At 70.2% G+C, this 22,470-nt stretch carries 23 protein-coding genes and 1 pseudogene; 9 read left to right on the forward strand and 15 right to left on the reverse strand.

All coding sequences use genetic code 11. The features are described from left to right. Nucleotides 1–106: 106 nt before the first annotated feature. The 8 genes and pseudogenes from ACWCQ6_RS09140 to ACWCQ6_RS09175 all read left to right on the forward strand — a co-directional run bounded on the left by ACWCQ6_RS09140 (nucleotide 107) and on the right by ACWCQ6_RS09175 (nucleotide 7,154). A complete protein-coding gene (locus ACWCQ6_RS09140; RefSeq protein WP_451087020.1) occupies nucleotides 107–1,057 on the forward strand; it encodes a carbohydrate ABC transporter permease in 951 nt (316 codons plus the stop codon). After that, entirely contained in the window at nucleotides 1,054–1,893 is an 840-nt protein-coding gene (locus ACWCQ6_RS09145) for a carbohydrate ABC transporter permease (protein ID WP_451087022.1), read from the forward strand. The genes ACWCQ6_RS09140 and ACWCQ6_RS09145 overlap by 4 nt, the downstream gene beginning before the upstream one ends. Next, nucleotides 1,893–3,188 carry an ABC transporter substrate-binding protein gene (locus ACWCQ6_RS09150; RefSeq protein ID WP_451087024.1) on the forward strand — a complete coding sequence of 432 codons (1,296 nt, stop codon included), beginning with the start codon at nucleotides 1,893–1,895 and terminating at the stop codon, nucleotides 3,186–3,188. Before ACWCQ6_RS09145 ends, ACWCQ6_RS09150 begins: the two co-directional genes overlap by 1 nt. A gap of 593 nt (nucleotides 3,189–3,781) precedes the next feature. After that, nucleotides 3,782–3,862, forward strand: coding sequence for a tryptorubin family RiPP precursor (locus tag ACWCQ6_RS09155; RefSeq protein WP_350985409.1), 81 nt, complete (start codon nucleotides 3,782–3,784; stop codon nucleotides 3,860–3,862). A 160-nt stretch (nucleotides 3,863–4,022) separates the two neighbouring features. Next, nucleotides 4,023–4,550: pseudogene (locus ACWCQ6_RS09160) on the forward strand (cytochrome P450); the annotation flags it as partial. A 336-nt stretch (nucleotides 4,551–4,886) separates the two neighbouring features. Then, entirely contained in the window at nucleotides 4,887–6,089 is a 1,203-nt protein-coding gene (locus tag ACWCQ6_RS09165; protein WP_451087026.1) for a S8 family serine peptidase, read from the forward strand. 88 nt (nucleotides 6,090–6,177) lie between these two features. Further along, nucleotides 6,178–6,771, forward strand: a complete 594-nt coding sequence (locus ACWCQ6_RS09170; protein WP_451087028.1) for a DUF1697 domain-containing protein — start codon at nucleotides 6,178–6,180, stop codon at nucleotides 6,769–6,771. Then, nucleotides 6,768–7,154, forward strand: a complete 387-nt coding sequence (locus tag ACWCQ6_RS09175) for a nuclear transport factor 2 family protein (protein ID WP_451087030.1) — start codon at nucleotides 6,768–6,770, stop codon at nucleotides 7,152–7,154. The genes ACWCQ6_RS09170 and ACWCQ6_RS09175 overlap by 4 nt, the downstream gene beginning before the upstream one ends. Nucleotides 7,155–7,161: 7 nt before the next feature. On the opposite strand, the gene ACWCQ6_RS09180 is transcribed toward ACWCQ6_RS09175, so the two are convergent. Continuing rightward, nucleotides 7,162–7,944 (reverse strand): ABC transporter ATP-binding protein, encoded by a 783-nt coding sequence (locus tag ACWCQ6_RS09180; protein ID WP_451087072.1) that lies wholly within the window; start codon nucleotides 7,942–7,944, stop codon nucleotides 7,162–7,164. A 235-nt stretch (nucleotides 7,945–8,179) separates the two neighbouring features. Here ACWCQ6_RS09180 and ACWCQ6_RS09185 point away from each other — a divergent pair, with 235 nt between their 5' ends. Continuing rightward, nucleotides 8,180–8,764 carry a TIGR03086 family metal-binding protein gene (locus ACWCQ6_RS09185; RefSeq protein WP_451087032.1) on the forward strand — a complete coding sequence of 195 codons (585 nt, stop codon included), beginning with the start codon at nucleotides 8,180–8,182 and terminating at the stop codon, nucleotides 8,762–8,764. 63 nt (nucleotides 8,765–8,827) lie between these two features. On the opposite strand, the gene ACWCQ6_RS09190 is transcribed toward ACWCQ6_RS09185, so the two are convergent. The 14 genes from ACWCQ6_RS09190 to ACWCQ6_RS09255 form a co-directional block, all read right to left on the reverse strand. Then, the gene (locus ACWCQ6_RS09190) at nucleotides 8,828–10,039 is read right to left on the reverse strand and encodes a hypothetical protein (protein ID WP_451087034.1); all 1,212 of its coding nucleotides are present in this window, start codon (nucleotides 10,037–10,039) and stop codon (nucleotides 8,828–8,830) included. Between the two features lie 164 nt (nucleotides 10,040–10,203). Next, the gene (locus ACWCQ6_RS09195; protein ID WP_451087036.1) at nucleotides 10,204–10,968 is read right to left on the reverse strand and encodes a sirohydrochlorin chelatase; all 765 of its coding nucleotides are present in this window, start codon (nucleotides 10,966–10,968) and stop codon (nucleotides 10,204–10,206) included. A gap of 169 nt (nucleotides 10,969–11,137) precedes the next feature. Beyond that, nucleotides 11,138–12,028, reverse strand: coding sequence for an ABC transporter permease (locus ACWCQ6_RS09200; protein WP_451087038.1), 891 nt, complete (start codon nucleotides 12,026–12,028; stop codon nucleotides 11,138–11,140). Next, nucleotides 12,015–12,806, reverse strand: a complete 792-nt coding sequence (locus ACWCQ6_RS09205; protein ID WP_451087040.1) for an ABC transporter ATP-binding protein — start codon at nucleotides 12,804–12,806, stop codon at nucleotides 12,015–12,017. Before ACWCQ6_RS09205 ends, ACWCQ6_RS09200 begins: the two co-directional genes overlap by 14 nt. Before the next feature lie 42 nt (nucleotides 12,807–12,848). Continuing rightward, nucleotides 12,849–13,964, reverse strand: a complete 1,116-nt coding sequence (locus ACWCQ6_RS09210) for an aliphatic sulfonate ABC transporter substrate-binding protein (protein WP_451087042.1) — start codon at nucleotides 13,962–13,964, stop codon at nucleotides 12,849–12,851. A gap of 243 nt (nucleotides 13,965–14,207) precedes the next feature. Continuing rightward, on the reverse strand, nucleotides 14,208–15,539 hold the full coding sequence (locus ACWCQ6_RS09215; RefSeq protein ID WP_451087044.1) for a sulfate adenylyltransferase subunit 1: 1,332 nt from the start codon (nucleotides 15,537–15,539) through the stop codon (nucleotides 14,208–14,210). After that, complete coding sequence (gene cysD / locus ACWCQ6_RS09220) at nucleotides 15,540–16,475, reverse strand: sulfate adenylyltransferase subunit CysD (RefSeq protein WP_451087046.1); 936 nt, start codon at nucleotides 16,473–16,475, stop codon at nucleotides 15,540–15,542. Continuing rightward, nucleotides 16,472–17,017, reverse strand: coding sequence for an adenylyl-sulfate kinase (gene cysC, locus ACWCQ6_RS09225; RefSeq protein ID WP_451087048.1), 546 nt, complete (start codon nucleotides 17,015–17,017; stop codon nucleotides 16,472–16,474). Before cysC ends, cysD begins: the two co-directional genes overlap by 4 nt. Before the next feature lie 23 nt (nucleotides 17,018–17,040). Then, complete coding sequence (locus ACWCQ6_RS09230; protein ID WP_451087050.1) at nucleotides 17,041–17,742, reverse strand: phosphoadenylyl-sulfate reductase; 702 nt, start codon at nucleotides 17,740–17,742, stop codon at nucleotides 17,041–17,043. After that, nucleotides 17,739–17,918, reverse strand: coding sequence for a hypothetical protein (locus ACWCQ6_RS09235; protein ID WP_451087052.1), 180 nt, complete (start codon nucleotides 17,916–17,918; stop codon nucleotides 17,739–17,741). Before ACWCQ6_RS09235 ends, ACWCQ6_RS09230 begins: the two co-directional genes overlap by 4 nt. Next, nucleotides 17,915–19,612 (reverse strand): nitrite/sulfite reductase, encoded by a 1,698-nt coding sequence (locus tag ACWCQ6_RS09240; RefSeq protein WP_451087054.1) that lies wholly within the window; start codon nucleotides 19,610–19,612, stop codon nucleotides 17,915–17,917. The genes ACWCQ6_RS09235 and ACWCQ6_RS09240 overlap by 4 nt, the downstream gene beginning before the upstream one ends. 115 nt (nucleotides 19,613–19,727) lie before the next feature. Continuing rightward, complete coding sequence (locus ACWCQ6_RS09245; RefSeq protein WP_317864749.1) at nucleotides 19,728–19,811, reverse strand: putative leader peptide; 84 nt, start codon at nucleotides 19,809–19,811, stop codon at nucleotides 19,728–19,730. A 185-nt stretch (nucleotides 19,812–19,996) separates the two neighbouring features. Next, nucleotides 19,997–20,593 (reverse strand): GNAT family N-acetyltransferase, encoded by a 597-nt coding sequence (locus ACWCQ6_RS09250; RefSeq protein WP_451087056.1) that lies wholly within the window; start codon nucleotides 20,591–20,593, stop codon nucleotides 19,997–19,999. A gap of 79 nt (nucleotides 20,594–20,672) precedes the next feature. Continuing rightward, nucleotides 20,673–21,983: a GAF domain-containing protein gene (locus ACWCQ6_RS09255; protein ID WP_451087058.1), complete on the reverse strand. Its 1,311-nt coding sequence runs from the start codon at nucleotides 21,981–21,983 to the stop codon at nucleotides 20,673–20,675. Nucleotides 21,984–22,470 lie beyond the last annotated feature (487 nt).

Below are 22,470 nucleotides of genomic sequence, written 5' to 3' on the forward strand. Positions count from 1 at the left end.
GTGCAGGCCTGCTTGACGAAGCTACGGCCCGTCAGCACGATGACGGAGGCCACCTGAGCGGCCAGAACGGTATGAAACCGATCGAAAGACGCAAAGGGGCGAATTCGTGGCATTAGCTAGTGCAACGGTACGATCGGAAAGACACGGCCCGCCCGGCGGCCCGCAGGACGAGCGGCCCCGGCCGGCCCGCCGGAGCGCCGGCGCCTGGTTCCTGGTGCTGCCCGCGCTGATCCCGATCCTGATCCTGAGCGTCGGCCCCCTGCTCTACGGCATCGCGCTGGCTTTCACCGACGCCCAGTCCGGCCGCACCCGCTCCACCCAGTGGGTGGGCGGGCTGAACTTCCAGGACCTGCTCCACGACACCCTCTTCTGGGACTCGTTCCGGATCGGCCTGGCGTGGGCGTTCGGCGTCACCGTCCCGCAGTTCGTGCTGGCCCTCGGCCTCGCCCTGCTGCTCAACCAGGATCTGCGGATGCGCTGGCTGGCGCGGGCGCTGGCGATCGTTCCATGGGCGATGCCCGAGGTGGTCGTGGGCCTCATGTGGCGGCTCGTCTACAACCCGGACGCGGGCATCCTCAACGAGACCATCCGCGATCTCGGCCTCGGCGACGGCCGGGACTGGCTTACCGGACTCGCCACCGCACTGCCCGCCGTGATCGTCGTGGGCGTCTGGGCGGGCATGCCCCAGACCACCGTCGCCCTGCTCGCCGGGCTGCAGAACACCCCGCAGGAGCTCCACGAGGCGGCCGCGCTGGACGGGGCCGGTGCCTGGCGCCGCTTTCGCACCGTCACCTGGCCCGTGCTCAGACCGGTCGCGCTCGCCATCACCGCGCTCAACTTCATCTGGAACTTCAACTCCTTCGCGCTGGTCTACGTACTGACCAACGGCGGGCCCGGCGGGCGCACCCGGCTTCCGATGCTCTTCGCGTACGAAGAGGCCTTCCACTACGGACAGTTCGGATATGCCGCGGCGATGGGCTGTGTGATGGTCGCGGTGATCTCCGTGATCCTCGCCGTGTATCTCGCCGGCCGGCTCGGGGGAGGTGAGGGCCGATGAGCATGCGCACCAGCGCAGGCGCACGCGCCGGACAGTACGCCGCGCTGCTCGGCTATCTCGTCTTCCTGGCGTTCCCGTTCCTCTGGCTGATCTCCACCGCATTCAAACCGGCGCGCGAACTCGGCTCCCTGCACCCCGCCTGGATCCCCGACCATCCGACGCTCGACAACTTCCGCACGGCATTCGACGAACAGCCGCTGCTCCAGGCCGCCGCCAATTCGCTGATCGCCGCGGTCTGCGCCGCCCTCATCGCGGTCGCCGTCGCCACACCCATGGCGTATGTGATGGCCCGCCACCGCTCCAGGCTCTCCACGGCGGCCACCGGATGGGTTGTGATCAGCCAGGCATTTCCGCTCGTCCTGCTGATCATCCCGCTCTTCCTGATCCTGAAGAACCTCCATCTGATCAACACCTTGTGGGGGCTGATCATGGTGTACGTCGTCTGGGCGCTGCCCTTCGCGCTCTGGATGCTGGTCGGATACGTACGGGCCGTGCCCGCCGAGCTGGAGGAGGCCGCCTCGGTCGACGGCGCGGGCCGACTGCGGACCCTCGTCTCGGTCACGGCCCCGCTGCTGGCCCCCGGCATCGTCGCCACCGCGCTCTTCGCCTTCATCACCGCGTGGAACGAGCTCTTCTTCGCGCTCGTCCTGCTCAAGACCCCACAGAAGCAGACTTTGCCGGTCGTACTGACCCACTTCATCGGTGCGGAGGGCGCGGCCGATCTCGGGCCGCTCGCCGCCGCCGCGTTCCTCGCCACCCTGCCCTCGCTGGTGATCTTCGCGATCATCCAGCGGCGCATCACGGGCGGCATGCCGGCCGGGGCGGTGAAGTGCTGATGCGGGCATCCCTGCGGACGACGGCCGCCGCCGCGGCCACTCTGGCCCTGCTGCTCACCGGCTGCGCCGGGACGGACGACGGCCGGGGCGACGAAGGCCGGATCGAGCTCAGCTTCCAGTCGCTGGCCTGGCAGAAGGAGTCCGTCGACGCCAACAAACAGCTGGTGAAGGAGTGGAACGAGGCCCATCCGGACATTCGTGTCAGCTATGTCCAGGGCAGCTGGGACACCGTTCACGACCAGCTCCTCACCTCCTTCGAGGGTGACGAGGCACCGGACATCATCCATGACGCCTCCGACGACCTGGCCGACTTCGCCTACGGCGGCTACCTCGCGGACCTGCGCGGACTGCTCCCCGGCCGGCTGACCGCAGACATCCCGCAGCAGAGCTGGTCCACCACCACCTTCGGCGACGGCGTCTACGGTGTGCCGTTCCTCCAGGAGCCCCGCGTCCTGATCGCCAACACCAGGATCCTCACCGGGTCCGGGGTCCGCGTCCCGACCCCCGACGAGCCGTGGAGCTGGGCCGAGTTCCGGCAGGTGACCAAGGAACTGACGGGCCAGGGACGGTACGGCGTCGCCTGGCCGCTCAAGGAGCCGGTCCCGGTCACCCTCAACCTCGGACTCTCCGGCGGCGGGCAGCTCTTCCACCGCGGCGCCGACGGCAAGGTGACCATCCGTGCGGGCGAGGGCGACCAGGTCGTCCCCGGCACCGTCCACGACCAGGTCAACACCGACCACAGCGCCTCGCGTACCGCACTCGGCATGGGCGGCTCCGACACCCTGCCCGGGTTCTTCGGCGGCAAGTACGCGATGGTGCCGCTGGGCTTCTCGTACCGCCAACAGGTCGTCGAGCAGGCACCCGAAGGCTTCGAGTGGACGGTCCTGCCGGCCCCCGCGGGCAGTGCGGGCCTCGCCCAGGGCGTGAGCCCGCAGACCCTGTCCGTCTCTCAGGCCAGCCCGCACAAGAAGGAGGCCGCGCAGTTCATCGACTTCATGCTCCGGCCGCCGAACATGGTGCGCCTGGCCAAGGGCGACTGGATGCTCCCGACCGGCACCGCGGCCCTCGCCGACCCGTCCCTGCACACCGCCGAGAACGGCTGGGCGACCGGCGTCGCCGTCGCGAAGGCGCTCCGGCCGGCGCCCGCCCAGTCGGTGCGCGGCTACCCGGAGTGGAAGGACAAGGTCGCCACGCCCGCCCTCCAGGAGTACTACAGCGGAGCCATCGGGGCGCAGGAGTTGAGGGAGCGTCTGGTCGACGACGGGAATCGAGTCCTGGCGCGCTATCAGCGCTGAGTCGTCGAGGCGCTCAGGGGTTGTCCCGTAATCCCCGGCCGGCGCGGCGGCGGACGGTTCTTCTGTGCCCGCGCCGTCATGTCGGCCGGGGCGGTTTCGTATGCCAATCAGTATTACCCGACCGACCCGGAATTACCGACCGGTGCGTTTCATTGCGCTCGCCACCGAATCGCCCATCCCTCGTCCGGGACGTTCGCGGGTGTCGGCGATTCAGGCATTCAGTGACGTGAATTCGGCTCTTCAGATCCTTGTGCCCATGCGCCTGTGCGGGTGTGGGCGCCGTGTCGCATCTGTTGCCCGGACGGGCTGTTCGGTGCTTCCGCACCGCCTGTACGCCGCCGAGAACTGGACGTGTGGCCTCTTTTGGGGGCCCGGACGGAGATCTGCCGGACTTGGTTCCACTCGTGCCCGATTCGCTGCGGTTCGGGCACGGTGAAAAAAACAGGTCATTGGCAACGCCTTTCGCGCTGGGCTTCACTCCTTTCGGCGGTGAGCGACGCAGAATTCCCGGTTCAAGGGGGGACTGGCGTCGTGGACGGTCAGAGTCATGTCCACTTGAATGCAAATTCAGAGTAAAAGATGGAGGTGCTGTTGTGAAGTTCCTTTTCTTGCTCAAGGACAAGATGACGCCGGAGAAGAGCCTGAAGGCGTACGCCTGGTACCACTGGTACTGAGCCGACAGAACGGTCCGTCGCTTCGAGGGACACGGTCAGTCGATTCGGGCCCGTGTCCGGCCAGGCCTCATCGGCCCGCCGGGCGCGGGCCCTTCCCGCTTCTTGGAGACCAGATGCACATGTCCGGTACCGGCAGCCGCGCCCGGGACGTCGAGGGAGCTACAGCGACCGGCGCTACGCGATGGGCCTCTACCGGCGGGCGGCGGCACCGGTCTGCTTCACCGTCTCGACGCTCGTCGCCAACGCGCTCTGGCTCGGAGTGCCCTTCGGCGACGACACCTCGAACCGGAACATCCTGCACGAGGCCATGCGGCTGCTGCCGCCCTCCTGGAACGTCCTGCGCAAGGCATCGCCGGAATACCCCGTGCTCGACTCCCGGATCGGCCCGGCCGACGACGTGCTGATCCTGCCGCTGGTGAGCCACCGCGACCCCGCGCTCTGGGACGACCCCGACGAGTTCCGCCCCGAACGCCGGGGCAGCCTCGACCCGGACGACAAGCCCGGCTACCTCCCCTTCGGGCATGCCTCGGAACGCTGTTGGGGCCGGCACATGGTGATGCCACTGGCCGAGGTGCTGCTCGACATCGTGCGCGGCGACGGCCTGACGGTGAGTCCGGACCAGACCGCCGCGCAGGTGCCGCTCGCCGGGCTGACGGGGGTCTCCGAGGTCCGCGTCGTGCGGAGCTGACCTCAACGTGATCACCTCGTGAGAGCTCTGTGAACACGGGGGTGGAATCAAGCCGCCGCCCTGCCCGTCCGCACGGTCGGGCGGGGCGCGTCTTCCCGCGTGCGAAGTGTGCCGGTCGTGCCCCAAGCCCGTTGCGCGCGACGGCTGTTGCGGCGGCCGTGCCCGACTTGGGCACGGCTGGCCGGTTTCTTATTACGAAACTTTGTTGAGTAAGTCACAGCCGCATGAAGGTCTTGATCTGGGCGCGTCAATCGGCGAGGGTTTCGAGCCAGCCCCCGGAGATCTTCCGGCCGGGGGTCAATCCCCCCACAAAGAATGACGAGGAGACCCCTCTTCATGGCAATTCACAAGCGCGCACGCCGGACCAGGCTGACCGCGGCGATAACCGCCGTGGCCGCGGCCGCCGGAGTCACCCTGCTCAACAGCTCCCTCGCCGGCGCGGCCCCCGCCCCCGCGATGGGCGTCGTCCACGGCGCGGACGCGGCGAACGCCGTCTCCGGCAGCTTCATCGTGATGCTGGACCAGAAGGCCGACAAGGCGAAGCTCGCCAAGGAGTACGGCGGCAAGCTGCAGCGCAACTACAGCTCCGCCATCAACGGCTTCTCCGCCAGCGGCCTTTCACTCACCGAGGCCAAGCGCCTGGCGGCCGACCCGGCCGTCTCCAAGGTCGTCCAGAACAAGAAGTTCCACATCGACGAGACCCAGGACAACCCGCCGTCCTGGGGGCTGGACCGGATCGACCAGACCGAGACGGCCGGCGACAACGCGTACACCTACCCGGACAGCGCGGGCGAGGGCGTCACCGCGTACGTCATCGACACCGGTGTCCGTACCACGCACGACGAGTTCGAGGGCCGGGCCAGCTCGGGCTACGACGCCGTGGACAACGACGACAGCGCCGACGACGGCAACGGCCACGGCACCCACGTGGCGGGAACCATCGCCGGTGCGACCTACGGGGTCGCCAAGAAGGCCAAGATCGTCGCCGTCCGGGTGCTCGACGACTCCGGCTCGGGCACCACCGAGCAGGTCGTCGCCGGCATCGACTGGGTCACCGAGAACCACGAGGGCCCCTCCGTCGCCAACATGAGCCTCGGCGGCGGCGCGGACGAGGCGCTCGACGCCGCGGTCCAGAAGGCCATTGCCTCCGGGGTCACCTTCGCGGTGGCCGCCGGCAACGAATCCTCCGACGCGAGCGAGAGCTCCCCCGCCCGCGTCCCCGAGGCCATCACGGTCGCCTCGTCCACGGTGGACGACGAGCAGTCGTCGTTCTCCAACTACGGCTCGATCGTGGACATCTACGCCCCGGGCTCGGACATCACCTCGTCCTGGAACGACAGCGACGACGGCTCCAACACCATCTCCGGCACCTCCATGGCGACCCCCCACGTCGTCGGTGCCGCCGCCGTCTACCTCGCCGGTCACCCGGACGCCACCCCCGACGAGGTCGCCACGGCGCTGACCGACGGTGCCACACCCGACGCGATCTCCAACGCGACCGAGGGCACACCGAACAAGTTGCTGAAGGTCGTCGAGTAACCGACCCGCAGCCATGACAGGCCGCCGCGCCCTCCCCCACGGGGCGCGGCGGCCGCATCGCGCGAAGAGATCGTCCTATGGTGTGCCCATGACGATGTACGCGGCGCTGTTGCGCGGGATCAATGTGAGCGGCCACAAGAAGGTCCCGATGGCCGAACTCCGTACACTGCTCAACGAACTGGGACACGGAGACATCCGCACCCACCTGCAGAGCGGCAACGCCGTCTTCAGCAGCCCGTCGGACGACGAGAACACACTCGCCGCCGAACTGGAGCAGGCCATCGAGAAGCGCTTCGGCTTCATTGTCCCCTGCCTGGTCCGGGACGGAGCCTACCTGGCGGCAGTTGCGGCGGCCTGCCCGTTCCCGGCCGCCGAACTCGAAGGAAAACAGCTCCACATCACCTACTACGACCAGCCGGTCGACGCCGACCGCTTCGCCCGGATCGACCCGGCGGCCTTCCTCCCCGAGGCGTTCGGACTCGGCGACCGCGCCCTCTACCTCTACGCCCCCGACGGACTGGGCCGCTCGAAGCTGGCCGAGGCGCTGTCCCGCTCCTCCGTCACCAAGGGCCTCGTCGCCACCTCGCGCAACTGGAACACCGTGGTCAAGCTGGTGGAGATGACGGCACCCCCGGGGACCACGGCGCCCCCGGCCTCCGCGCACGACGGAGCCCGCACATGACCGAACCGTCCCCCGGCGTGGCCGCCGCGGTCGAGGGCGAGCTGCGCCTTCTCGACCCGGCCGTGCGCGCCTCCGCCGAACTCCTCTCCCAGCTGCTGCACCCCGACTACCGCGAGATCGACTACACCGGCCGGGTCTGGGACCGCGACACCATGATCGCCTCGCTCACCGCGGAGGACGCCCCGCGCCCCGGCCCGCTCACTGCGTCCCGGATGAGCGGGGTCCAGCTCGCCGACGACCTCGTCCACCTCACCTACGACACCGAGACGAAGGGACGCCTCGCCCACCGCAGTTCGGTGTGGCGGCTGACCGGCACGGGCTGGGTGCTCTATTTCAACCAGGCCACACCGTTCGGCGCCGCCGCTGCCGACACCGACGGCTGAGCAACCGTCAGCGACGGGCCACGCGCTGCGCCCGAGCCGCCCACCGGCCGTCCGTACGGGTGATCCGCACCGGATGCCCGAAGCAGTCGCTGACCCGGTCCGTGGTCAGTACCTCGTCCGCCGGGCCCGAGGCCACGCACCGGCCGCCCCGCAGCAGCAGCGCGTGCGTGGTGGAGGCGGGCAGCTCCTCCAGGTGATGGGTGACCAGGACCGCGGCCGGCTCCAGGTGTTCCTCCCGCAGCACGTCCGGACTGTCGAGCAGCTGCTCACGCGCGGCGAGGTCGAGACCGGTGGCCGGCTCGTCGAGCAGCAGCCGCGGTCGCGGCATCAGGGCGCGGGCGATGAGCGTACGGCCGCGCTCGCCCTGCGACAGCGCCGGCCGGCGAGAGCCCGACTTGCCGCCCATGCCGAGCATCTTCAGCAGCCGCTCCGCCCGCTCCCGCTGCTCCTCGCTCACCGACCGGCGCGGCACCGGCTCGACCGAGTTGGTCAGACCGGTCAGCACCACCTCGCGCACCGACAGCGGGGAACGCAGTGGATGACACGGATTGACATGCCCGAACAGCGACCGCAGCTCCCGAAGATCTACCCGGCCGAGCGTGCGTCCCAGCACCTCCACCGAACCCCGGGTGGGGTGGTTGACCGCGCCGAGCAGCCCCAGCAGCGTGCTCCTGCCGGCGCCGTTGGCACCGAGCAGCGCCCAGTGCTCACCGCTGCGAACGGTCAGCGAGACCGTGTCGAGCAGCACATTGCCGTCCCGTACGAGCGAGACGGCATCGGCCCGGATCACCGGGGCGGCGGCACCCGGTTCGGGAGCGGTGGCCGCGGCGGGGACGGCGGGGCCGGTACGGGGGTGGTCACGGGCGAGTGCTCCTTCACGCACATGCCCGCAGTTCACTGGTTGCGGAGCGGGGAGCCGCACCAGGGCTGGTTGGTTGGTCAGAGGCAATGGACTGTTGGAAGAGGTAGGGCTGCTGTCGCATTTCTTCAATAGCCGTGCGAGGTGGCACTCGTAGGCTTCCGGTATGAAGAACGAGCACGCGCACATGACCGAAGTCGCCGCCGAGTCGGCCCGTATCGCCCGCTCCATCCGCGCCGAGCAGTTCGACGCACCGAACACGCCCTGCAGTGACTGGGACGTGCGCGGGCTCGTCAACCACTGGGTGCTGTACACCTCCCACGGCCTGGAGCACCGCGCCCTGCGCAAGGACCTCCCGGAGCAGCTCAACACCCGCGACTTCACCGCCGACGCCGACTGGGCGCAGCAGTACGCCGCGCAGTTGGACCGCGCGGTCGCCGCCTGGTCGGACCCGGCGGTCTGGGAGGGCGAGGTCGACCTCGGGGGTTCGGCCACCCCGGCCGCCGACATCGCCGCGATGCTCATCGCGGAGACTGCCCTGCACGGCTGGGACGTGGCCCGTGCCGTCGGCGAGGAGTACCGGCTCTCCGACGGGGCGGCGGCCTACGTACTCGGCGTCGTCGACAGCATGGCCGCGCTCTACCGGCAGTACGACGGCTTCGCCGACGAGGTGACGGTGCCCGCATCGGCGTCGGTCTTCGAGCAGGCACTGGCCCGCAGCGGACGCGACCCGCAGTGGACCGGAGCCTGAGCCGGACGGGAGGCCCTGGGCTGTCCGGCGGATCGGGGTCGGACAGACCCTAGGGCCGCGGCACTAGTCCTGCCAGTAGAAGAGCAGGGTGGCGATGTCCAGGGGCTTGCGGCTGCCGAAGTGGTAGACACACAGGCCGGTGACCCGGATCGCGCCGGTCGCCTGGTCGATCCAGCGGAAGCCGGCCGATTCCAGGGCCGCGCGGGCGGCCGGTTCGGGTTCGTAGGAGCTGGCGAACCGGCCGAGGAAGCTGACGGATATCTCGCTCCCGTTCTCACCGAACCGGATGACGTGATAAGTGCCGCTGCCCTGCCGGTGGTACTCGCTGCAGAACACCGGGGGCTGCGGCGCCAGGCCTGCCGCGGTCAGCGAGGCCATGGCGCGGCGGAGCTGCTCGTCCTCGTCCGGCTCGACGGGCGGCTCGGCGCAGATGGCCTCGACCCGCCATCGCGGGTCGCTCTGCTTCTCGCAGTCGTGACCGTACTCCCGGAGGATCACCCCGCGCAGTTCGTCGTCCAGACCGTCGACCTCGACCCTGGGGTGGCCCAGCGAGCCGTGGATCGCCCGGGTCTCGGCGGCGTCGCCGGTGAGACGGTGCAGTGCGTACGCGGCCCACAGCTTCGCCTCGGTGGTCGGCGCCTCGTCGAGGTAGCGGCGGAGCCGGTCAGGGTCGGTCAGCAGCGACTGGGCGAGGTACGCGACGGCCCGGTCGGGGTCCGCGAGCGCCTCGGTGACGTCCTGTCCGGCGCGGTGCCGCATCCGTATGTGGAAGGCGCGCCCCTCGGGGCGCGCCTCACCGACATCGGCCAGGACCGCCTCCGCCCCGTACCGGGCGATCAGCACGTCCAGCCCGGCCTCGCCGACCGCCCGGAGGTGCCGCCACGGATCGGCCGCGAGCGCCGCCAGCTCGCCGGCCGCCGAACGGTCGCCGAGCAGCCCACGCGTCCTGAGGATCGCCGTGGGCATTCCGTACGAACTCTCCTGCCGCCGGTCCTCGTGCCTGAGCCAGGGCAGGAGTTCCGCCCGGTCCGAGAGAAGGTCCAGCAGCGCGATCCGGACCTCGTTGTCGTCCTGGGGGTCCTGGATGCGTGCGATCAGTCCGGCGACGTGGTGCTCCGGCATCCGCCCGGCCAGCGCGACCACACAGGCCTTGCGGCGCCACCACGGATGCGCCGGATCGGCGACGTGCCCCGCCAGTTCGTCCGCGTCGAACGCGCGCAGGCCCTCGGCGTCGATCTGCCCGGCCTGTGGGACCAGTGTCTCGATGGTTCGCATCCGGGGATGCTAGCGCCCGCCCTGCCCTGGCCGGAGCGGCTGGTTCGAGTCGATGGACAAGGGCCCGGGACCACGTGCCGATTCTTGTCCGGGCTCGGCCCGTTCCCTCCGGCATCCAGCGGGAGGTGAACCGGGCGAACGGGGTGGGGTGATGGGGCGCCGCCTCAGGCGGTGAGCGCCGCGGTCCGGGCCGCCGGCACCGGGGCCCGGTCGTACCGGGTCAGCAGCAGCCGCGCCAACTCCGGTGCGGCGCCGAGCACATCGGCCAGTACGTCCGCGCCGGCCGCCCCTTCGGCGATCCGGTCCGGGAGCCGGCCGGGAGCGATGACGTACGGCGCCACCGCCACCCGGCGCACCCCCTCGTCCCGCAGGGCCCGTACCGCGTCCTCGGTACGGGGGAACCCCGTGGGAGATGCGGCGGAGGCGAACGCAGGCCGCACGGAACACCAACCGGTGTGCCGCAGCTCCCGCGCGATTTCAGCGATCACTGCGATCGCCTCCGGGTCTGTGGAGCCCGCCGAGGCCAGGACGAGCCCGGTCGAACTCCGGTCGCCGGAACGGATCCCGGCTTCGTGCAGCCGTCGTTCCAGTGCCGAGTTGAGCAGCGGTGACGGGCCGAGCACCTCGGCCTGCCGGACCCGCAGCCGGGGCAGTCTGCTGCGGGCCTCCCGCAGCACCGCGGGGATGTCGGACTTGGCGTGGAAGGCCCGGGTGAGCAGCAGGGGGAGCGCGACGACGTCCTGCGCCCCCTGTGCGGCCAGCCGCTCCAGGACCTTCGGCACCGACGGCGCGTTGAAGTCCAGGAAGCCCGTCTCCACACGCAGCCCCGGCCGCAGCGACCGCACCCGCGCGGTGAGCGCGTGCACGGTCGCCGCGTGCCGCGGGTCGCGGCTGCCGTGGGCGATGACAAGAAGTACTGGAGCGGTCATGGTCCTGGGGCCTGTTCTGAGTTGTCCCGTGGGGGAAGGAGCGGCGTTCGGTGCGTGCGATCGGCGTGCTGGACGAATGCCCTGGTAGCGGAGCTACTCGGGCGTTTGGCCGGTGCGGCGAGGTGCCGTGGCTGTCGTCGCGCGCCCGCCGGGGATTGCGGGACAGCCCTTAGCTCTTGACGAGGAGGCCGCGGCCGCGCAGCACCCACCGCTCCAGCGGACTGAAGATCAGCAGGTCGATCGCGATGCCGACGGTGAGGATCAGGACGATGGCGAGGAACACCATCGACATGCTGCTGGTCTCCCGACCCTGCTCCAGCAACTGCCCCAGACCCACCCCCAGATCGGGCGAGGAGGCGATGATCTCGGCGGCCATCAGCGAACGCCAGGAGAACGCCCAGCCCTGCTTCAGACCCGCCAGATAGCCCGGCAGCGCGGCCGGCAGCACGATGTGCCAGGTGCCGCGCAGCCCGGTGGCGCCCAGCGTCTTCCCGGCCCGCAGATACAGCGGTGGGATCTGGTCGACACCCGCGACCAGGCCGTTGGCGATCGACGGGACCGCGCCCAGCAGGATCACCGCGTACATCATCCTGTCGTCGAGCCCCAGCCAGATCACCGCGGGGGGCACCCAGGCGACCGACGGCAGAGACTGGAGCCCGGAGAGCACCGGCCCGATCGCCGCGCGGACCGGTTTGACGCGCGACACCAGCAGCCCGAGCGGGGTACCGATGGCCAGCGCCAGCAGGAAGCCGAGCAGACCGCGCGAGACGCTGGTCCAGATGTAGCCGAGCAGCGTGCCCTGCAGCCAGGCGTTGGTCACCTCGTCCCATACCTGGGAGGGTGACGGCAGCTTGTAGTCGTCGGTGACCTGCGCCCAGATGAGGATTTGCCAGACGGCGAGCACCAGGACCACCGCCACGACGGGCGGCAGCACCTTGCGCACCAGCACCTCGCGGACCGGGGTCCGGCTCACCCGTACGGCGTCGAGGGCGTCGAGTCCCGCCTCCAGGCCCGCCAGGTCCTGGGCGGTGTCCTTGGCGGCGGTCTCAGTGCTGGCCATGTCGGCGGATCTCCCCACGCAGTTGTTCGGTTATCTCCACGGACAGCTCGGCCACCGCGGCGTCCTCGATGCGGCGCGGCTGATCGATGTCGACTTTCCACTCCCGGGCGATCCGGCCCGGCCGCGACGACAGCAGGACGACCCGCTCGGCGAGCCGGACCGCCTCGCGTACGTTGTGCGTGACGAAGAGGACCGAGACGTCCGTCTCGTGCCAGATCCGGGTCAGCTCGTCGTGCAGCACGTCCCGGGTGATGGCGTCGAGCGCGGCGAACGGCTCGTCCATCAGCAGCAGTTGACTGTCCTGGGCGAGCGCGCGGGCCATCGCCACCCGCTGCCGCATACCACCCGAGAGCTCGTGCACCCGCTTCTCGTACGCCCCGCCGAGCCGTACGAGTTCGAGCAGCCGCTCCGCCTCGGCGCGGCGGCCGGACCGGGGTACGCCGCGCAGCCGCAGCGCGAGTTCGACGTTCTTGCCCGCGGTCAGCCACGGGAAGAGGGCGTGCTCCTGGAACATCAGGGCCGGCCGCCCGCCGGGGGTCTCGATGGACCCCGCGGTCGGGCGGTCGAGTCCGGCCACCAGGTTGAGCAGGGTCGACTTGCCGCACCCGGAGGCGCCGAGGAGGGTGACGAACTCGCCGGGAGCGACATCGAGTGTGATGTCGTCCAGGACGAGCTGCTGCCCCTCCGGTCCGTCGAAGGACTTCGAGACGTGGTCGATGCGGGCGGCGTGCCCGACTGCCGTACGGTCCTCGGCCTTGGTGAGCGTGGTGGTCGCCATGGTCGTCACCTCCTGGGAATCCTGTTCGGGTGCCGGACGTTCCTACTCGACACCGAGACCGGCGTCGGCGACCTCGGGCTTGCCCGCGGCCTTGAGGATCTTGTTCAGCGGCTTCAGGTCGTAGATGCCGGTCAGGTCCGTCTGCTCCAGCAGGCCTGCCTTCACCGCGTGCTCGGCCTCGGTGCCGAGCGTGGCGGCCAGTGGGTCGTCGGTGAACTGGATCGACTTCCACGCCGGGTCGAGGACCTCTGCCGGAAGTTCCTTGCCGGACAGCGTCCTGAGCGCGGCGTTGGCGGAGGCCTTCGCCTTGTCCGGGTTGGCGTCGATCCACGCGTTGGTGTCGACCGTGCCGCGCAGCACCGCCTCGACGACGTCCGGGTGCTCGGTCAGGAACTTCTGCGACACGATGATGTTCGTGATCACGAACTTGTTGTCCGGCCACAGCGTCGACTCGTCGAGGAGCACCTTCGCGCCCTGCGCGACCAGCTTGGAGGCGGTCGGCTCGGGGGCCCACGCGCCGTCGACGGAACCGGACTTGTAGGCGTCCGGCATCACCTTGTTGTCCGTACGGACCACGGAGACATCGCCCCCGCCGCTGTTGGCGTCGACCTTCCAGCCTTTCTCGGAAATCCAGTTGAGGAAGGCCACGTCCTGGGTGTTGCCGAGCTGCGGGGTGGCGATCTTCTTGCCCTTGAGGTCGTCCAGGGTCTTGATCTTCTTCGGGTCGACGACCAGCTTCACGCCGCCGGACGCCGAACCGCCGATGATCCGAAGGCTTTTGCCCTTGGACTTGGTGAAGCCGTTGATGGCGGGCGAAGGGCCGATGAAACCGATGTCGATCGAGCCCGCGTTGAGCGCCTCGATCTCGGACGGACCGGCGTTGAACGTCGACGGTTCGACCGTCGTGGAGCCGAGCTCCTTGGCGATGAGGCCTTCCTGGATGCCGACCAGGGCGGTCGCGTGGGTGAGGTTCGGGAAGTAGCCGATCTTCACGGTGTCCGTGGAGAACTTCTTGCCGCCGGTGGCAAGGCCCGCCTTCTCGGCGCCGTCCTGCTTCGCCTCGGAGCCGTAGCCGCAGGCGGTCAGCGCGAGGGCGAGCAGCGGCAGGGCGGCGACGGCGGTCAGGGTGCGGCGCGGCGTGGTACGGGGGGCAGACACGGGAGGATTTCCTCTCGTCGGCCCGGTGCACGCGTCCCGGTCGATTACGGGGACGCGGCCGGGAAGTCGGCAGGTCTTCGTCTGAACTGGCTGTGCGAGTAGTGCAGTTGGCACGATCGGGTGCGCCATCGGTCACTGTGCGTCATCGCACACATCGCGCCACCCCGCCCTGCCCGCTGCCAAGGGCACCGCTGCCGATGCGGCCGCCCTCCTTCGCGAACGTGGAGTAGACATCCGTGGTCATCAGAAATTCCATTCGGCGTCGTCCGCGGCGGCCTCGGGTTCGGCCGCCGCGGCCAACGAGGCGCCCGCCATCCCGGCCGTCAGCGTGGTGCCGTCCGCGGGGTCGATGAGCAGGAACGATCCGGTGCGCCGGGAGTCCGCGTACGCGTCGAGTGCGAGCGGCTCCGCGGTGCGGACGACGACCCGGCCGATGTCATTGGCGACGAGCCGGCCGGGCGCCGGGTGCTGGGAGAGGTCGTCCAGCGTGAGACGCGAGGGGATGTCCTTGACGATCGCCTTGACCGTGCGGGTGGTGTGCTTGAGCAGCACCCGCTGGCCGACGGCGAGCGGCTGGTCGGCGACGTGGCAGACGGTCGCCTCGACGTCCTGGGTGACGGCTGGGGCGTCGTCGGCCGGTGCGATCAGGTCACCGCGCGAGATGTCGATGTCGTCGGCCAGCCGGAGGGTCACCGACTGGGGCGCCCGGGCGATGTCCACGCTCTCGCCGAGCGCGTCGATCGCGGCGACCGTCGATGTGCGGCCGGACGGGAGGACGGTGACGGCCTCGCCCACCCGGAACGCGCCGACGGCTATCTGACCGGCGTAGCCCCGGTAGTCGGGGTGCTCGGCGGTCTGCGGCCGGATGACGTACTGGACCGGGAAGCGGGCGTGGCAGGCTGTGAGGTCATGGCTGACCGGAACCGTCTCCAGGTGTTCCAGGACCGTCGGGCCGCCGTACCAGTCCATCTGCGCGGACGGCTCCACGACGTTGTCACCGGCCAGCGCGGAGATCGGGATCGCGGTGATCTCGGGGACGCCGAGCGTGGCGGCGTAGGTGGTGAACTCCTCGGCGATGGCGGCGAACACCGGCTCCGCGTAGTCGACCAGGTCCATCTTGTTGACGGCCAGGACCACGTGCGGCACCCGCAGCAGCGCGGCCACGGCGGCGTGCCGTCGGGTCTGCTCGACGACGCCGTTGCGGGCGTCGACCAGCACGACGGCCAGTTCGGCCGTCGAGGCACCGGTCACCATGTTCCGGGTGTACTGCACGTGCCCCGGGGTGTCGGCCAGGATGAACCGGCGGCGCGGCGTCGCGAAGTAGCGGTAGGCGACGTCGATGGTGATGCCCTGCTCACGCTCGGCCCGCAGGCCGTCGGTCAGCAGCGCCAGGTCGGGCGCCTCCTGGCCCCGGTTGCGCGAGGCGTGCTCGACGGCCTCCAACTGATCGGTGAGGACCGACTTGGAGTCGTGCAGAAGGCGGCCCACAAGGGTGGACTTGCCGTCGTCGACGGACCCCGCGGTGGCGAACCGCAGCAGGGTGGTGGCCGACAACTGCTCGCTGACGGTGGTCATTTAGAAGTATCCCTCGCGCTTGCGGTCTTCCATCGCGGCCTCGGACAGCTTGTCGTCGGCACGCGTCGCGCCCCGCTCGGTGAGCCGGGAGGCGGCGATCTCGTTGATCACGTCGACCAGCGTCGTCGCGTCCGAATCGACGGCACCGGTGCACGACATGTCGCCGACCGTGCGGTAACGCACCTGCCTGGTCTCCACCCGCTCACCTTCCTTGGGCCCGCCCCAGTCACCGGCGGTCAGCCACATGCCGGAGCGGCTGAAGACCTCGCGCTCGTGGGCGAAGTAGATCTCCGGGAGCTCGATGCCCTCGCGCGCGATGTACTGCCAGACGTCCAGCTCGGTCCAGTTGGAGATCGGGAAGACCCGGACGTGCTCGCCGGGGGCGTGCCGGCCGTTGTAGAGCTGCCACAGCTCGGGGCGCTGGCGGCGCGGGTCCCACTGGGAGAACTCGTCGCGCAGCGAGAAGACCCGCTCCTTGGCGCGGGCCTTCTCCTCGTCCCGGCGCCCGCCGCCGAACACGGCGTCGAACCGGTACTGCTGGATCGCCTCGGTCAGCGGCACGGTCTGCAGCGGGTTGCGGGTGCCGTCCGGGCGCTCGCGGAGCTTCCCGGCGTCGATGTACTCCTGTACGGAGGCGACATGGAGCCGCAGTCCGTGCCGGGCCACCGTGCGGTCGCGGTACTCCAGCACCTCGGGGAAGTTGTGCCCGGTGTCCACGTGCAGCAGCGTGAACGGCACCGGCGCGGGCGTGAACGCCTTGAGTGCCAGGTGCAGCATCACGATGGAGTCCTTGCCGCCGGAGAAAAGGATCACCGGCCGCTCGAACTCGCCCGCCACCTCGCGGAAGATGTGCACGGCCTCGGACTCCAGGGAGTCCAGGTGGCTGAGTGCGTACGGATGACCGGTGCCTTCCTGCACGGTTGCGACAGTCGTCATGCCGCCCCCCTCTCGCTCAGCAGCGCGTAGAGCTCCGCCGCGGACTCCTGCACGGTCTGCCGGTGCGACTCGATCCGCAGGTCGGGCGCCTCGGGCGCCTCGTACGGGTCGTCGACCCCGGTGAGCCCGCTGATCTCGCCCGCCGCCTGCTTGGCGTAGAGCCCTTTCACATCGCGTTCGGAGCACACCTCGACCGGAGTCGCGACATGCACCTCCAGATAGGCGGTGCCCTCGGCCTGATGCCGCTTGCGCACCGCGTCCCGGCTGTCCGCGTACGGGGCGATGACCGGGACCAGCACCTTCACGCCGTTGGCCGCCAGCAGCTCGGCGACGAAGCCGATCCGCTGGACGTTGGTGTGGCGGTCCTCGCGGGAGAAGCCGAGACCCGCGGAGAGGAACTCCCGGATCTCGTCGCCGTCGAGCACCTCCACGCGATGGCCCTCCCCGCGCAGCCGCCCGGCGAGTTCGTACGCGATGGTGGTCTTGCCCGCGCTCGGCAGACCGGTCAGCCAGATGGTGGCTCCCGTCTCCGTCACGCTCATCGAAGTCTCCTGATCAGTCGTCATCAGTCGTGCAGCCCGCACTCGGTCTTGCCCCGGCCGGCCCAGCGTCCGGCGCGGACGTCCTCGCCCTCCAGCACCCGGCGGGTGCAGGGCGCGCAGCCCACGGAGGCGTAGCCGTCCATCAGCAACGGGTTGGTGAGTACGCCGTGCTCCGCGACGTACGCGTCGACGTCGTCCTGCGTCCAGCGTACGATCGGCGAGATCTTCACCTTCTGCCGCTTGGCGTCCCAGCCGACGACCGGGGTGTTCGCCCGGGTGGGGGACTCGTCGCGGCGCAGCCCGGTCGCCCAGGCGGTGTACCCGGTCAGGCCCTCTTCGAGGGGCTTGACCTTGCGCAGCCCGCAGCACAGGTCGGGGTCGCGGTCGTGCAGCTTCGGCCCGTACTCGGTGTCCTGCTCGGCCACCGTCTGCCGGGGCGTCAGCGTGATGACATTGACGTCCATCACGGCCTCGACCGCGTCACGGGTGCCGATCGTCTCCGGGAAGTGGTAGCCGGTGTCGAGGAAGACCACGTCGACGCCGGGGAAGACGCGCGAGGCCAGGTGTGCGACGACAGCGTCCTCCATGGAGGACGTGACGCAGAACTTCCTGCCGAAGGTGTCGGCGGCCCACTTCAGGATCTCCGGCGCGGAGGCGTCCTCCAGCTCGCGGCCGGCCCGCCCGGCCAGGGTTTCGAGGTCTTCGGTCCGCCGAGTCCGATTCATGTCCCGTCCCCTTCGACGTCATTGCGCTTCAGTCCCCGGGTCAGCAGACCCAGGAACTTGAGCCGGAACGCGCGGTTGCAGGAAGCGCATTCCCAGGCGCCGTGGCCGCTCTCGTGCGGACGCAGGTCCTCGTCCCCGCAGTACGGGCAGTGGAACGGCGCGGCGCGTTCGCTCATGACAGCGACTCCGCACTCGCCCGCGCCGCCCAGGCCGCGAACCGCTCGCCGTCCTCGCGCTCCTCCTGGAAGCGGCCCAGAACCCGCTCGACGTAGTCGGGCAGCTCGGCCGAAGTGACCTTCAGGCCGCGGACCTTGCGGCCGAACCCGGCCTCCAGACCCAGAGCGCCGCCCAGGTGCACCTGATAGCCCTCGACCTGGTTGCCGTCGTCGTCCAGCACGAGCTGGCCCTTGAGGCCGATGTCGGCGGTCTGGATGCGGGCGCACGCGTTGGGGCAGCCGTTGAGGTTGATGGTGAGTGGCTCGTCGAAGTCCGGCAGGCGGCGCTCCAGCTCGTCGATGAGCGCCGCGCCGCGTGCCTTCGTCTCGACGATCGCCAGCTTGCAGAACTCGATGCCGGTGCAGGCCATCGTGGAGCGCCGGAACGGCGAGGGCCGCACCTGGAGGTCGAGCGCCTCCAGCCCGGCGACCAGGGAGTCCACCTGGTCCTGCGCCACATCGAGGATGATCATTTTCTGCTCGACGGTGGTGCGCAGCCGGTCCGAGCCGTGTGCGGCGGCCAGGTTGGCGATCTTGGCGAGCGTGGAGCCCTCCACCCTGCCGACCCGGGGGGCGAACCCGACGTAGAAACGGCCGTCCTGCTGCTGGTGCACACCCACGTGGTCGCGCCAGCGGCTGCTGGGCTGCTCGGGCGCGGGGCCGTCGGTCAGCGGACGCTTCAGGTACTCGTCCTCCAGCACCTGGCGGAACTTCGCCGGGCCCCAGTCGGCCATCAGGTACTTCAGCCGGGCGCGGTTGCGCAGCCGCCGGTATCCGTAGTCGCGGAAGATGCCGACGACTCCGGCCCAGACGTCCGGGACCTCGCCGAGCGGCACCCACGCGCCCAGCCGCTCGGCGAGCCGCGGGCTGGTGGAGAGTCCGCCACCGACCCAGACGTCGAAGCCCGGACCGTGCTCGGGGTGGACCACGCCGACGAACGCGATGTCGTTGATCTCGTGGACCACGTCCTGCACCGGCGAGCCGGAGATCGCGGTCTTGAACTTGCGCGGCAGGTTGGAGAATTCTTTGTTTCCGATGTACCGGTCGTGGATCTCGTCGACGGCGGGCGTGCCGTCGACGATCTCGTCGGCGGCGATGCCGGCCACGGGGGAGCCGATGATCACGCGGGGGCAGTCGCCGCACGCCTCGGTGGTGGAGAGCCCCACGGCCTCCAGCTTCTCCCAGATCGCCGGGACGTCCTCGATGCGGATCCAGTGCAGCTGGATGTTCTGCCGGTCGGTGATGTCCGCGGTGCCGCGCGCGTACTCCTGCGAGATCTCGCCGATCACCCGCAGCTGTGCGGTGGTCAGCCGGCCGCCGTCGATCCGGACCCGCAGCATGAAGTACTTGTCGTCCAGCTCCTCCGGCTCCAGAACCGCGGTCTTGCCGCCGTCGATCCCGGGCTTGCGCTGGGTGTAGAGACCCCACCAGCGCATCCGGCCACGGAGATCGTTGGGGTCGATGGAGTCGAAGCCGCGCTTGGAGTAGATCGTCTCAATGCGTGTCCGCACATTGAGACCGTCGTCGTCCTTCTTGAACTGCTCATTCCCGTTGAGCGGAGTGTGGTGCCCCACGGCCCACTGCCCTTCGCCACGGTGGCGTCCGGCCTTGCGGCGAGGTGCGGTGGTCGCAGACTGTTCCGGGGTAGCGGCCATGACAGTACGTCCTTCGGGACTGCAGGAGGGCGGCTCTGAACTGCACACTCGCGTCAAGGCGCGGCGGTGCGCAGGAAGTGCAGAGAAAAAGGGGAACGCGGCGGTGCTGGGACTCTCAGCTCGCCGGACAGATGGCGCTGGACACGCGGCCGAGGTCGACGTGGCGTCGACTCACCAAGGCGATTCCGGTTCCAGGCATGATGGAAGCGTGGCACGCGCATCTCGGGCCAGTCCACCACCTTCCAGGATGTGGACGAAAGTGTCCGCATTTCGAGATGGTGTGATGCTCGTCACGCAGGACCCCGGGTCGGCGCGCCCGTATGCGCCGCCATCCCCCACCTGCCGCCGGTGGTGTCACCTGAGGTGGGGGATGGCGCCGTCCCGCTACCGCTCGGCCCCCGGCCACGGACCCGGCGTCGCCACCTCCGGCTCCAGCTCCACCTTCGTGTCGAAGAGCCGGAAGCCGCGCCGCAGATAGTTGTCCATGGCGTGCGGGCCGTCCTTGGAGCAGGTGTGCAGCCACACCCGCTTCGTCGGTGTCCGCTCCGGCCAGCGCTCCGCCAGGTCCCAGGCGCGGGCGACCCCGTACGAGAGCAGATGGCCGCCCATCCGACGCCCCCGGAAGGCCGGAATCAGCCCGAAGTACATGATCTCGACCGAGCCCTCGTCCTGTGGGTCCAGCTCGATGTAGCCCGCCGGGGTGCCGTTCTCGTACGCCACCCAGGTCTCGGCGCCCGGCCGGTCCAGGGCCTCCTGCCACTGCGCGTACGTCATGCCGAGCCGGTCCGTCCACCGGATGTCGCCGCCGACCGCCGTGTAGAGGAACCGGCTGAACTCGGGAAGCGGAATCTGTGACCGCATGATCCGCACATCGCCTTCCGGGACCGCGGCGGGCCGCAGGTCGTCGGGAGAGGTCTGTTCCAGGGACCAGATGGTCACCTCGGTGGTGGCGGGCGCGGTGGTGGGTGCGGAGTTGCTCATGAGTGCCAGGGAACCACGCCCCGCCGCCCGTGCCAAAGCCGGTCCCCAGACGCGGACGGCGGACCGGAACCGGAACCGGCTACGAGGGGCCCTGACAGTCTGTGCGCGCCCTGACCACCACCGGAGCCGTCGAGTGCGGCAGCAGCTCGGCCGGGTCGTCCGGGTGGATCACCTCCACCTCGATGTCCTCGCCGAAGCGGTACGGGCGATGCGCGAGAACCTGGGCGAGGTGGCGGCGCATCCGGGAGATCTCCGCCCGCACCGTCACCGTCCGGGTCGCGTCGCCGAATATGTCCTGGGCGAGCTCGGACGCCGTACGCCCCTCGCGGTGCAGCGCCAGGGTGTACAGCAGCTCCGCGTGGCGCGGCGAGACCCGCTGCGTCCAGGTGCCCACCGCGCCCACCACATTGACCGTGAGACTGCGGGGCCGGCTCAGATCCAGCACCACCCGTTGCGGCGCCCCGTCCGAGGGCCCGTCCGCGACCTGCAGCAGCCAGCCGCCGGGCAGCGGTTCGACCCGGCACATGCCGAGCGACGGCAGCCACACCCGGCCCGGCCGCAACGACTTGGGCAGCGGCAGCCGGTCGACCGGCGGCATCCCGGTCACCGCGGCGAGCCAGCCGTGGGAATCCACCGCCAGGGCCCGGCCGCCCAGCCGGCACACCAGCGGTGCCGCCACCGAACGCAGCCGGTCGATCGCCTGCAGATGCCGGTTCCTGATCTCGCTCTCCGCGAGCCTGGCGACCGAACTGACCAGGGCGAGCGTCGTCGGATGGAAGGTCGACGCAGGACCGCTCATGTCGACGATCCCTATCATCTTGCCGTCCCGCGGGTCACGGACCGGCGCCGCCGCACACGTCCAGTCGTGCAGGGTGCGGACGAAATGTTCCGCGGAATGGACCTGCACCGGGACGCGGGAGACCAGCGCCGTACCGATCGCGTTCGTCCCCGTGCTCTCCTCCGCCCAGGCCGCGCCCTCCGCCAGACAGACGGCGTCCGCCCGGCGCAGCACCGCCGCGTTGCCCCGGCGCCAGAGCACCCGGCACTCCACATCGGTGACCACCACGATCTGCTGGGCGGCGTCCGCCAGGGCGACCAGACCGTCGTTCAGCAGCGGCATCACCTCGCCCAGCGTCGAGCTCCGGCGCCGGTGCTCGATCTCGTCCACATCAAGCAACTCGCTCTGGGTGGACTGGTCGGGATCCAAGCCGCTGCGCAGCACCCGGTCCCACGAGGCACCGATCTCCGCCCGCGGGGACACCGGCGGGCGTTTGCCGGTGAGCCTGGCCTCCCTGACCCGGTGGGTCAGGTGGGTGGCCCGGGCGGGCTGCCGGGCATCCGGCCGTGTCACCCCAAAGGCGCTTGTCTCCACTCTCGCTTCCCCCCACATGCCAGGCCGGCTCGACGATCCACGGGCCCATCCTGCCGCCGCGAGGAGACCGGCACCGCACACTCCGCACAATGGGTTGCAACCCTTTGCAACTCTGGCGAGGGGGTGAGGGTCCGTACGAGAGTGATGGAACACCGTGCGGCGGAGCGAGAGCCCCCACTGTGCGGTGTGCACAGCATGGAGGGTGGTGCCGTGTCGGCGCAGCACCACCCTCCGTTGCTGTGTGCCCGGGACGGGCCCCGCCGACCCGGCCTGATCCGGACGAAAGACCCTGCCGCGGCACTAAGGGCTGTCCCGTAATCCCCGGCGGGCGCGCGACGACAGCTACTTCCCCAAGCTCTCGGCTGCGCTCGAGCAGGGGAGACCCCACTCCTCGCCGCGTTGTCGGAACGTCCGCATACATCCAGTATGCGGACGCCCCTCCGCCTTGCGATGCACCGCATCTGACGCCGCGCGCTGATCCACCGGGGATTACGGGACAGCCCTT

It is taken from the genome of Streptomyces sp. NPDC001880 (assembly GCF_053594575.1).